This is a genomic window from Providencia sp. (assembly GCF_040396775.1).
In the GTDB taxonomy this organism is placed as follows: domain Bacteria; phylum Pseudomonadota; class Gammaproteobacteria; order Enterobacterales; family Enterobacteriaceae; genus Providencia.
The window spans coordinates 188931-200717 of sequence record NZ_JBEBNT010000004.1 but is presented as its reverse complement, the minus strand read 5'-3'; the positions used below and the strand labels follow the sequence as shown (position 1 = coordinate 200717).

General features: G+C 43.3%; 9 protein-coding genes. 5 read left to right on the top strand and 4 right to left on the bottom strand.

Annotated features, from left to right (window positions below; genetic code table 11):
• Positions 1-37: 37 nt before the first annotated feature.
• From ABWP91_RS07385 to ABWP91_RS07375, 3 genes are all read right to left on the bottom strand, one after another.
• Positions 38-724: a methionine ABC transporter permease gene (locus tag ABWP91_RS07385; RefSeq protein ID WP_353242720.1), complete on the bottom strand. Its 687-nt coding sequence runs from the start codon at positions 722-724 to the stop codon at positions 38-40.
• A 2-nt stretch (positions 725-726) separates the two neighbouring features.
• Complete coding sequence (locus ABWP91_RS07380; protein ID WP_353242719.1) at positions 727-1725, bottom strand: methionine ABC transporter ATP-binding protein; 999 nt, start codon at positions 1723-1725, stop codon at positions 727-729.
• 260 nt (positions 1726-1985) lie between these two features.
• Positions 1986-3254 carry a cytosine permease gene (locus tag ABWP91_RS07375; protein WP_353242718.1) on the bottom strand — a complete coding sequence of 423 codons (1269 nt, stop codon included), beginning with the start codon at positions 3252-3254 and terminating at the stop codon, positions 1986-1988.
• A 630-nt stretch (positions 3255-3884) separates the two neighbouring features.
• Between ABWP91_RS07375 and ABWP91_RS07370 the strand changes: the two genes are divergently transcribed.
• The 3 genes from ABWP91_RS07370 to ABWP91_RS07360 all read left to right on the top strand — a co-directional run bounded on the left by ABWP91_RS07370 (position 3885) and on the right by ABWP91_RS07360 (position 7265).
• The gene (locus tag ABWP91_RS07370) at positions 3885-4547 is read left to right on the top strand and encodes an ABC transporter ATP-binding protein (RefSeq protein WP_353242769.1); all 663 of its coding nucleotides are present in this window, start codon (positions 3885-3887) and stop codon (positions 4545-4547) included.
• Between the two features lie 62 nt (positions 4548-4609).
• Positions 4610-5542: an ABC transporter substrate-binding protein gene (locus tag ABWP91_RS07365; RefSeq protein WP_502935795.1), complete on the top strand. Its 933-nt coding sequence runs from the start codon at positions 4610-4612 to the stop codon at positions 5540-5542.
• A 64-nt stretch (positions 5543-5606) separates the two neighbouring features.
• Positions 5607-7265 (top strand): ABC transporter permease, encoded by a 1659-nt coding sequence (locus ABWP91_RS07360; protein ID WP_353242716.1) that lies wholly within the window; start codon positions 5607-5609, stop codon positions 7263-7265.
• Positions 7266-7310: 45 nt separating this feature from the next.
• Here the strand turns inward: ABWP91_RS07360 and yghU are convergent, their stop codons facing one another.
• Entirely contained in the window at positions 7311-8150 is an 840-nt protein-coding gene (gene yghU / locus ABWP91_RS07355; RefSeq protein ID WP_353242715.1) for a glutathione-dependent disulfide-bond oxidoreductase, read from the bottom strand.
• 483 nt (positions 8151-8633) lie between these two features.
• On the opposite strand from yghU, the gene ABWP91_RS07350 reads away from it, so the two are divergent.
• On the top strand, positions 8634-10151 hold the full coding sequence (locus ABWP91_RS07350) for a class I adenylate-forming enzyme family protein (protein WP_353242714.1): 1518 nt from the start codon (positions 8634-8636) through the stop codon (positions 10149-10151).
• A 67-nt stretch (positions 10152-10218) separates the two neighbouring features.
• Positions 10219-11787, top strand: coding sequence for an acyl CoA:acetate/3-ketoacid CoA transferase (locus tag ABWP91_RS07345; RefSeq protein ID WP_353242713.1), 1569 nt, complete (start codon positions 10219-10221; stop codon positions 11785-11787).

Below are 11787 nucleotides of genomic sequence, written 5' to 3'. Positions count from 1 at the left end.
GATAAAATTAATAATTTGTTGGCCTAGGTTGATGTTATTAACGTTTATCAATCCACCGAACTAGGGTGTCTCCTATAACTTGAATACATAAAACAATGGCTAAAATCACTAATGTAGCGACCCAAACGACATCCATATGACTACGTTGGAAGCCTTCTAAATAGGCCAGATTTCCTAACCCGCCTGCACCTATCGCGCCCGCCACAGCGGTACCACCCACTAATGAAATCAGCGTGACCGTTAAACCAGAGATCAAAGCAGGGGACGATTCGGGTATCAACACATTAAAAATCAAAGTGTGCAGTTTTGCCCCCATGGATTGGCTGGCTTCGATAACCCCTTTATCTACCTCACGTAAGGCAATTTCAACTAACCTTGCATAGAAAGCGCTTGCTGAAATTACCAAGGCGGGAAGCGCAGCATTAATCCCTAAAATAGTGCCGACGATCCATTTGGTCACAGGGAATAATAAAATGATTAAAATAATAAACGGAACAGCACGGAAGATATTCACAATAAAAGAAAGCGTACGGTAAACCGCAATATTTTCTTTTTTACCTTCTTGCGCAGTTAAAAATAAAAAGGTACCAATTAAAATCCCCAAGATGCCAGATAACGCACCAGAGACTAATGTCATATATAACGTGTTGAGGGTTTCAATGCCCAAAACATGTAATTTTAAATAGGGTAAATAGCCACTAACCCAGCGCTGTATTTCATCCATGACTAAATCACCTCAACAACGATATTTCTTTTATTTTTAAGATACTCAACGGCATCCGTTAATTTTTCAGTTTCAGGTAAAAATTGCAGATATAAAAAGCCAGCGCCTTGGTTAAAGGCACCTTTTACCAATTTAATCGGCTCATTAAATTGCGAAATTAGGTCATACAGTAAATAGTGACTTTGCTTTTCTTCATCTAAAACGACGCGAATAATTGGGCCATCAGCCAATATTGTTTTTAAATCCTCTTGGTTATCTGTCGCAATCTCACTTTGTGATAAAAACTGCCGTGTAATTGCATGTTGTGGGTTATGAAATACTTGGCTGACCAACTCTTCCTCAACAATACGGCCTTTATCAATGACCGCCACTTTATTGCAGATACTCTTGACGACCTGCATTTCGTGAGTAATTAATACGATAGTGATATTCAACTCGCGGTTAATACGCGCTAATAATTGCAAAATAGTTTGCGTCGTTTTTGGGTCTAACGCAGACGTTGCTTCATCACATAATAAAACATCGGGATTGTTGGCAAGGGCGCGTGCGATACCCACCCGTTGTTTTTGCCCACCACTGAGCATGGATGGGTATTCATCAGCTTTATCTGTTAGCTCAACCAATGCCATTAATTCATCAACACGTGCCTTACGTTTCTTTTTATCGAACCCTGAAATCTGTAATGGAAACTCAATGTTTTCCCGCACTGTACGTGACCACAGCAAATTAAAGTGCTGAAAAATCATGCCAATAGATTGGCGTATTTTCAAAACTGCTTTCTCATCACTGTGGGTAATATTATGTTGCCCAACAATCACTTCACCACTGGTGGTGTCTTCTAACCGATTAAGCAAACGGATGAGGCTACTTTTGCCCGCCCCGCTATAACCGATGATGCCAAAAATGTCCCCAGCGGCAATATTGAGGTTGATGTTATCAACCGCCACGGTCTGTTTTTTATTGCGGCTGTAGATCTTGCTGACATTCTTGAGTGTTATCACGCTGATCCCCTTGGATGAATTGGTTATATCATAGATCCAAAAATGGATATCTAGACGTCTATACCGCTAAAGTAATTAGAAATGTGATGAATGTCAAATAAAAGATAGGGATGAGTTAGATGAAAACAATCTAATCAATAAAAGATATTAATATTCATGTAGTTATGGTTTTTTGAAGGACGTCTTAGAAAGAGGAGACGGAATGAAATTGAAATGAAAAAAGAAATTGAGGGAGCAAATACCCCCCCAAACATTAGACATTATTTTGAAAATTGATGACCAATAAAGTAGATAACAGAGGAAGAAACTAACCCAGCTACCACCACAGAAAGTTCAGGTGCGTAAGCATTCACGATTAATGCAATGCCAGAGGCGAGTATCCAAGAAACGAATGCTAAGGGTTGCCAATTTTTTTCTTTATCATGTTTACGCTTGAGTACTAACTGATCCATGATAATAATGGCAGCGATTGGCGGCACAATTAAACCCAGTAAATTCAACCATGTTTGGAAAGCATTCCAAATTCCAGTCACTGCAACAATGATCCCAATGACACCCAGAATAATGGTTAAGGTTCTCATTTTACCTTTGGTAATATGAGACCAACCCACTGCACCATTGTATAAACAGTGAGTACAACCCACGCCCAAGTTAACAAACACAAAAATAATCGCGAGCACAGAAAGCAGCGGGCTTGAATTTGCCAAAATCGTGATGAAATCACCCCCCGTCACTTCAGGGTGCATGACCACGCCTGTTGCCACAATAATTGCGCCGATCACTTCTGCGAAAAACTTGGAAATGGGGAAGGCGGTAAATGCCGCGAGAAAGCCTTGTTTACCGTTTTTTGCCCAACGGGTAAAGTCAGCGGTCATGGTGCCAGAATCAGTAAAAGTGGAGAAAATCATGGTAACCGCGACACCAAAAGATAATGCCCCAGCCCCTGCCAGCGGTTGGTAGTTAATAATATCTGATGAACCGCTTTTCATGGCGATATAAACGGCAATTAGCCCTAAAATCAAATACATTGGTGCTGCGATGTACCCCAAAATGGCGAGGGCTTTAATGCCAATAAACGTCGCGCCAACATACAGCACTCCGCCTAACAAAGTCATGAGTAATAAGTCCTGCCCAAATGAGCGAAACATCGTATCACCAGTGAGGCCAACCATTAATGCAAACCAGCCGATAACAACGGTGGCAAGCAAACCTGAAACCGCGATATAGCCGCGCTGTCCAAAGGTTCTTTTTGCGGAGATAGCGAAGTTTTCCCCTGTTTTCCCTGCTAAATAACTCAATGAGCCAATCACCAAACACAATAATAAGTTACCCACTAAAATAGCGGTAACGCCCATTTTAAACCCTAACATAGCAGTGACAACGCCACCAATAACCGCACTGGTTAATACTAAAGGGAAGCTGTACCAAACAGCAGAAACTGAGGCAAAACTTTTTCGGTGTTCGAGGGGGACGGGAACATGTTCATATTCGGAATCTAATAAAATATTGTCTTTTTCTTTACTGGACATATTAGGTGAACCTCATTTTAATTAAAATTAATTGGAGTACCTATAAAAATTAATAATAAAATTTTTATAATTTAAATTTTATGGATGTGAATTAATTAGCTAAAAAAAGAAAATAAATCCCATGGCAAATAAATTATTTTATTAACCTGTAATTGATTGATTTTTTTGGTTTGTTTTTATGGTGTAGCAAGCATAGCAACAGTGAGTACAGAATAGAATCCATTTAAAAAGCATTCATCAATAGGGTGGTCGATTGTTGATTTGTTTTCAATAAAGGTGCTTTTATGTGATTGCACGCATCGTTAATGCGTCAATTTATGTTATTTTTAGATGATATTTAGGGAATAAATTTTAGATTTAATTTTTTTATTAAATAATAAGTTTAAATCTGTGATTTCAATCAAATTGAATGTTTTATATTTGTTAAATTAATATTTAAATATTAAGTTAATTTATTCGCTTGTCATTTTCCATTCATAAAACCTTCATCAATCTGACGTATTCCCCCCGTAGCATCATCGGCAACGATTAAATCCCAAAGAGGATACCAAGATGATGCAACATGCTCTCTCTTCATCGAGTGAGTGCTCGGCTATTTCGCCTTTCAGGCAAACGGCTGGTGACTTACCCATGATCGCAATACAAAATTTATCACAGGCTTTTTCACAACAGTATGTCCTTAATGGCATCGACTTAACGGTAGAAAAAGGCACGGTTTTAGCGCTGCTGGGGCCATCTGGCTGCGGTAAAAGTACCTTGCTCAAGCTGCTGGCGGGTTTATTACAACCCACTGATGGCACTATCCAATTTGCGGGTAATATTGTCGCAAGCGCCCATCACCTCGTTCCTCCAGAGAAACGCAACCTCGGCATGGTATTTCAAGATTATGCCTTATGGCCGCACATGACCGTTGCGCAGAATGTCGCGTTTCCCTTGAGAATGCGGGGCGTTGCAGGGCAACAGATTGAAGCTCGCGTGACTCAAGCACTTGAGCGTGTTGGGTTAATAGATTTTGCCAAACGAAAACCTGCGGACTTATCCGGTGGGCAGCAACAGCGGGTCGCACTCGCTCGAGCCATTATCGCTGAACCTGAAATTTTGTTATTCGATGAACCCCTTTCCAACCTCGATATCGCACTGCGCCAATCCCTTTGTGAGGAAATGGCGCAATTACTGAGAACACTGGAAATTACTGCGGTGTATGTCACTCACGATCCCGCTGAAGCCAATACGTTAGCACACCAAATCGCCCATATGCGAAATGGCAAAATTGACCGTTTGACGACCTTATGAAGAGAGAAAATTCCATGCAAAAGTTAACCGCAAAACACGTTTTTTCACTAAAGGGTATTACCATGAGTCTTGGCCTTTCCTGTGCATTGTTTTCTGTTTCAACTCAAGCCATTACCGTCTATACAGCAGGGCCTGGCGCGATGGCTAAGCAACTGGCTGCAGGGTTTGAAAAACAAACAGGCACGAAAGTGGATGTATTCCAAGCCACAACGGGTAAAGTGATGGCAAGGCTTGAGGCTGAACAAGCTAATCCACGAGCGGATGTGTTGATTTCCGCTTCATGGGATACCGCGGTTGATTTACAACAAAAAGGCTGGCTGCTGCCTTATGAAAGCCCAAATGTACAGCAAGTCCCCGCGCGTTTTAAAACGCCTTATTATGTCGCCCAAGGGATTTCAGCCCTCGGTATTGTGTGGAACAGCAAAAGTGGCACGCCAAAACCAACGGATTGGCAAGATTTAGCGCAGCCTGCATTTAAAGATAAGGTGACGATGCCAGACCCTGCATTATCAGGGGCATCGTTGGATTTAGTTTTAGGATTACAGAACGCAAAAAAAGAGGCAGCGTGGGCGCTTTTTGCTGATTTAAAAGCCAATGGTATGGTGATTTCGGGGCCAAATGCGCAGGCGTTAACCCCAGTCTTACAAGGGGCTAAAGCCGCGGTGTTTGGTGCGGTGGATTACGTGGCTTATGGTAGCATCGCCAATGGTGAATCCATTGAGGTCATTTTCCCAAGTAGTGGCACCGCAATAGCTCCGCGCCCAATGATGATTTTAAAAAGCAGTAAACAGCCTGATGAAGCGAAAGCGTTTATTGACTATGTATTATCACCTGAAGGCCAGGAAATCGTTGCCAATGCATGGCTGATGCCTGCCCGTGCAGATATTGCGGGGAAACGCCCTGATTTCTCAACACTCACATTATTGCCAGAAGCGCCAACAGACAGCGCTGAGCGTAGCGATGTTCTCTCGCGTTTAAGCGCCTTGTTCCGTTAGTTTTCTCGGCAATAATTAGCAAACCGCTGGGTAGGCCTCTTACCCAGCAGGAGTGTTGTTTCTAATGATAAAAATTCGTTTTCTCCCTTTAATAGTGGTGATTGCGCTAGTTATTTTAGTGGTTATCCCACTGTGTTTTATTGTGTTACAGGCGCTGTTTCCACAACTAGGGCAAGGGCTGTTTTCCCAACCGTTTGAACCGATTATTCATCTTTTCAATGAGCCAGAACTACCCGAGTTATTACAAAATACGTTATTGCTCGGCGTCGGCGTTGCACTTATCAGTGCAGTGATAGCGATTCCTTTGGGGGCTTTACGTGGCTTATTTAACCTTCCATTTGCCAAGGTTTGGGACTTACTTTTTCTGATCCCATTTTTGATCCCGCCTTATATTGCAGGCTTATCATGGATGCTGACATTGCAGCCAAATGGGTATTCCCAACAGCTATTTGGGGTTAGCCCTGGAAGCGTAATATTTTCCTTAGGGGGAATGATGGGAATTATGGCGCTGAATTTATTTCCAGTGCTATATTTTGCGGTCTCACGCAGTATGGCAGCGAATGGTAACCGCCTTGCTGATGTGGCGAGGGTGCATGGGGCGCCACCTTGGCAGGCCTTTTTCCGTGTGACCCTTCCGTTATCATTGCCCTCCATAGCGGCTGGTTTATTGCTCGTGTTTACCTTAGCGATTGAAGAATATGGTATTCCCGCTGCCATCGGTGCACCGAATGGGATCCGCGTACTCACAACCGATATTGAACAGCGTTTAGCGGATTGGCCGATTGATTTGCCCGGTGCAGCGTCGTTATCACTGATTTTGGCGAGTGTGGCAATTTTTGCTTATACCTTACAACGCTCGATTGTTTCGGGGAAAAATGTGGCAACGACGACAGGGAAAGCCGCGGCGTTGGTGACGCGTTCCCTAGGGGTATGGCGTTGGCCTGTTGTCGGGGTATTTGCGGTGGTGAGCTTTTTAGCTGTCGGGATGCCGCTATTGGCCATGTTTGGTACGGCATTTTCATCGACGGTTTCAGGCGGTTTAGCATGGGATAATTTAACGCTAAGGCATTTTTCTGGCTTGGTAGACTCCCAAGCAGAAGCGCTAGGGGCATTATTAACCAGCGTGTCATTAGCGAGTGCAACAGCGGTATTGACGGGCGTTTTAGGCTTTTTATCTGCGTGGCTGGTAGTTTCTCAACGTATTCGTGGGGCCGTTATCATTGATGCCTTGTCTTTATTACCTATTTCCATTCCGGGGATCGTGATTGCGGTAGGGATGATTTTAGCGTGGAACCAGCCATTTTGGCCTGTTACGCCATACCATACTTGGGGCATTTTACTGCTTGCTTACAGTTGTTTATTGTTGCCATACCCTGTTCGCTATTGCAACGCAGCGCTCACTCAAATTGGTGGTAGTTTAGCGGATGCCGCGCGAGTACACGGCGCATCTGCAATAACGACATTACGTTTGGTGCTGTTCCCATTGGTTTTACCCAGTTTACTGGCAGCGATGATGCTAGTGTTTGCCGTGGCATCGAGGGAGCTTGTTTCGTCACTGTTGCTCGCCCCCGCAGGAATGCAGACGGTATCTATCTTTGTCTGGCGGCAGTTTGAGCAAGGCTCCATCGGCAGTGGTATGGCGATGGCCTGCATTGCCGTGTTGATCAGTTTAAGCTTGATGCTGTGCGCACAATGGGTGCAGGGGCGTTATAGCAGAGAATAGTGTCAAAGAATTCAAGGTGGCATTATGCCACCTTGATGATACCGACTAGCTTATATCACTCGCGTCGTGGCGTTCGCGCACTTGTTGTGCGGGGTCGCCTTGTAAGCGATTGACGCGGCGACCGCGTTGTACCGCAGGGCGTGCATACACTTCATCCGCCCAGCGAATGACATTTTTGTACTCATGCACTGATAAAAACTCAGCGGCGTCATACAGCCAGCCTTTGACTAAAGCACCATACCACGGCCAAATGGCCATATCGGCGATGGTGTAATTATCACCTGCCACGTATTTATTGTCTGCTAAGCGTTTGTCCAACACATCAAGCTGGCGCTTGGTTTCCATGGCAAATCGGTTGATTGGGTATTCGTATTTTTCAGGGGCATAGGCGTAAAAATGCCCGAAGCCGCCTCCCGCAAAAGGGGCTGAGCCCATTTGCCAAAACAGCCAAGATAACGTTTCAGCGCGTTCAGGCTGGGTAGTTGGTAAAAAGGCAGAAAATTTTTCTGCTAAATAAGTGAGAATCGAACCTGACTCGAACACGCGAATGGGGTCTTTACCGCTTCTGTCGACCAATGCTGGGATTTTCGAGTTCGGGTTGATACCCACAAAGCCAGACCCAAACTGGTCACCTTCGCCAATATTAATCAACCAAGCATCATATTCCGCTTCTTTAATACCCAGCGCTAACAGCTCCTCAAGCATAATCGTCACTTTTTGGCCGTTAGGGGTGCCCAGTGAATAAAGCTGTAGTGGGTGCTTACCAATCGGGAGTTCTTTTTCGTGTGTTGCACCAGAAACGGGGCGGTTGATATTGGCAAACTTGCCGCCATTACCTTGCTGCCATTGCCATACTTTGGGTGGAATATACGGTGTATCTGCCATTGATTATCTCCTTAATCGTGTTGAAGGATCTGCTTCAATAATCCCATTATTAACGCTTCCACTGTAGCAATTCGCCGTCAATTCGCCACCTTTTTTATCGGTTTTTGATCTGTTCAAGATCTGAACGGCACAGAGTGGATGAAATACACACTTAAACAGAGTTGGGGTTATCTTTGCATAAAATCCAATTGGAGAGGCTATGGGAGGGTTGTTAATACGCACAATCATTAATTAAAGAATTGTCCTTAGGTATCTATATCTTAAACATTAAGTTGGTAACTAAAGGTAAATATTTATCGTTGAAATCAAAATAGCACGTTTATATGACACTTAAGCAAAAAATATTTAACAAATGGGTTGTGCAAATAACTAACTCAATTCAAAAAAGGATGTGAACAATATGTGAACATTGGCACTAATTTCATAAGGGGCATTTTATACATTGAATACCAATAAGAGATACCCGTTGGTTGGAGTGTGCCCATGCTTGCGTCAAATTCAAATATTTATCAAAGCCTACTAAACAGGGCAAACACACAGCCTGATGCTGTGGCCATTGTTTTTGAAGAGCAAAATTGGAGTTATCACCAGTTATTGGTGAAGGTCAACCAAACGATGTTTTGGCTAACATCGACCCTGCAACTACAAAAAGGTGACCGTATTATTTTGGGGTGGGGAAATACCATTGAATTCTGCCAGCTATTTTATGCAGCGGTGGGGCTGGGTATTCAGGTTATTCCGTTAAGCACCAAAATGAAGGAGTTTGAAGGTAAAGAACACCTTGCACGAATTAATGCCGATGCCATTTTTTGGGATGATAGCTACCAGCCGTGGTTGGGCGCATTAAGTGCGAAAGGGGTGAGCCTTTCCCAGTGGAAAGCATTAGCACTGGCAGATGAAATGATGTTTGTTAATCAGGTTAGTGAAGAGGACCCTGCCGTCATTATTTTCACCTCAGGTACAACGGGTGCACCAAAAGGCGCGGTCATTACGCATAAAAATATATTGTCAGCCATTAGCGCCTACCAACAAACGTTAAAACTGACTGAAAATGATAAAACAATATTAGCGGTTCCGATTTACCATATTACTGGGCTATCTGCTATTTTGGCCTTATTTATTCATATTGGTGGAACGATTTTCCTGCATAAAAAATTTAATGCTAAAGAAATGATTTCTACTATAGCAAAAGAAAAAATTACTTTTTTACATGGTTCACCAACAGTCTTTATTTTATTAATCCAAAAAATAAAAGAAAATAAAAGCATTAATCTAGAAAGATTTAATTCATTAAAAATGATTGCTTGTGGTGCGGGGCATTTAAATGAAGGAACCATTAAAGAGCTCTCATATATTTTTTCTAAAACATCTATTCATTCGATATATGGTTTAACAGAAACATCATCCCCTGCAACGGTATATTTAGACGATATTCGAAATAGTCCCAAAAAAGCCAGTTCAGGGACACCAATTCCGGGGCTAAAAGTAGCGATTAGAAGCGAAAAAGGTGAAGAAAAACCAGCCAATAAAACGGGCAATATCTGGGTCAAAGGGGATGTTGTGATCCAGCATTATTGGCCTGATAGCCCTGCGAATGCGACTTCATTTCAGGATGGATGGTTTTTTACTGGGGATATCGGTTATCTGGATGACGATGGCTTTCTTTATATTCAAGACAGAATTAAAGATATGATTAACCGAGGTGGTGAAAAAATTTATTCCATTGAGGTGGAAGATCTAATTTCTAATTACCCCGGTGTGAATGAAGTCGCAGTGATCCCAATCGAAAGCCCGATTTATGGTGAAGAACCTATCGCATTTATTATTCCAGAAAGCCAAGTTTGCTTAACCAGTAAAGAAATTATGGAATGGCTAAAAGAACGTGTGCCGAATTATAAAGTTCCTGTGAAAATTATGTTTACCCGTAATTTTCCAAGAACATGGAATGGAAAAATAAGTAAGAAAGATTTAAAACAACGATATTACTCTTTAAATAGCTAACAGCTAATTCGTTTTTAATTCATCAAATAAAGGGCTATGAAATATTAGCCTTTAGGTAGGTTTTATCATGAATAATAAGTTTATCTCTAAACAAAAAGCCGCTGAATTAATTAATGATGGCGATACAATTTGTACTGTGGGAATGACATTAACCAGCGCAGCAGAATCTATTTTGTCTGCCATTGAACAGCGTTTTTTATCTGAAGGTTCACCGAAACAATTAACGCTAGTGCATGCCGCGGGGCAATGTAACCGTATTCGCGGTAATCAACATTTTGCTCACCAAGGTATGGTGAAACGCATTATTGGCTCTCATTGGGGGTTAGCCCCGCGCTGGATGCAAATGATTAATGACAATGAGGTTGAAGCTTACTGCTTACCACAAGGCCAAATGGTGCATTTATATGGTGCGATGGCGGCGGGCCTTCCCGGTCGTTTATCCAAAGTCGGTTTAGGGACATTTATTGACCCTGACCTCGAAGGCGGTCGTATGAATGCGAAAACGCTAGCGCTGCCACCGTTAGTCGAAAAAGTGAATTTCAAAGGGGAAGACTGGCTGTGGTACCCCGAAATTCCACTGGATGTTGTGGTGATCCGCGGAACGCATGCAGACAGCAAAGGCAATTTGACCACCGATGAAGAGGCCATGTCGTTGGAAGTGTTGCATGCGGTTTTAGCGGCAAAACGCTTTGGTGGGAAAGTCATTGCTCAGGTGAAATATTGCGTGGAAGAAGGCACTTTGCACCCGAAACGCGTTACTGTTCCTGCCAGTTTTATTGACCACATTGTGATTTGCGATAACCCAGAAGAAGACCACCGCCAGTCTTCAAGTTGGTTCTTTGACCCAACACTGTGTGGTGACATTCGCACGCCTGTACAGCAAACCACACCATTACCGCTCGATATTCGCAAGTTGATTGGGCGTATCGCTTGTCGTTACCTCACTGAAAACTGTGTGATTAATTTAGGGACAGGGATCCCGAATGATGTCATCGGTTCAATTATTCAAGAAGAAGAGGCCACCAAACGCGTTGATATCACAGTGGAGTCGGGTATTTGGGGCGGTGTACAAGCGGGTGGGATTGATTTCGGTATTGGCCGCAACCTGTCCGCGATGATCAGCCACCAAGACCAAATGCTGTACTACAACGGGGCGGGGGTAGATATCACCTATATGGGCGCAGGGGAAATGGATACCAGCGGCCATGTGAATGCCACTTTACTTGGCAATATCTGCCCGGGAGCAGGTGGGTTTATTGATATCACACAGAATGCGCGTCACGTGGTTTTTTGCTCAACATTTACCGCTAAAGGGTTAGATATTCGCTGTGAAAATGGGCAGTTAAAGATTATCCGTGAAGGAGATATCCGCAAGTTGGTGGACAACGTTAGGCAGATTTCTTGGAACGCAGATGTGGCACGCCAGATTAACCAAACCATGCATTTTGTCACGGAACGCGCGGTATTTACCTTGGGTGGAAAAGTGCCTGTGTTGGTTGAAATCGCCCCGGGTATTGACCTTGAGCGTGACATTCTTGCCCATATGGATTTCGTACCAGAAATCTCCCCTGATTTGAAAGTGATGTCGTCTTCATTATTTGAAGAAGCCCCTTTTGGTCTGGTTTCGTATTTATAG

Excerpts from the sequence above, each read along its gene's own strand:
- ABWP91_RS07345 (WP_353242713.1), top strand. The coding sequence starts at position 10,219 with ATGAATAATAAGTTTATCTCTAAACAAAAAGCCGCTGAATTAATTAAT.
- ABWP91_RS07360 (WP_353242716.1), top strand. The coding sequence starts at position 5,607 with ATGATAAAAATTCGTTTTCTCCCTTTAATAGTGGTGATTGCGCTAGTT.
- ABWP91_RS07375 (WP_353242718.1), bottom strand. The coding sequence starts at position 3,254 with ATGTCCAGTAAAGAAAAAGACAATATTTTATTAGATTCCGAATATGAA.
- ABWP91_RS07350 (WP_353242714.1), top strand. The coding sequence starts at position 8,634 with ATGCTTGCGTCAAATTCAAATATTTATCAAAGCCTACTAAACAGGGCA.
- ABWP91_RS07365 (WP_502935795.1), top strand. The coding sequence starts at position 4,610 with ATGAGTCTTGGCCTTTCCTGTGCATTGTTTTCTGTTTCAACTCAAGCC.
- ABWP91_RS07385 (WP_353242720.1), bottom strand. The coding sequence starts at position 724 with ATGGATGAAATACAGCGCTGGGTTAGTGGCTATTTACCCTATTTAAAA.
- ABWP91_RS07370 (WP_353242769.1), top strand. The coding sequence starts at position 3,885 with ATGATCGCAATACAAAATTTATCACAGGCTTTTTCACAACAGTATGTC.
- yghU (WP_353242715.1), bottom strand. The coding sequence starts at position 8,150 with ATGGCAGATACACCGTATATTCCACCCAAAGTATGGCAATGGCAGCAA.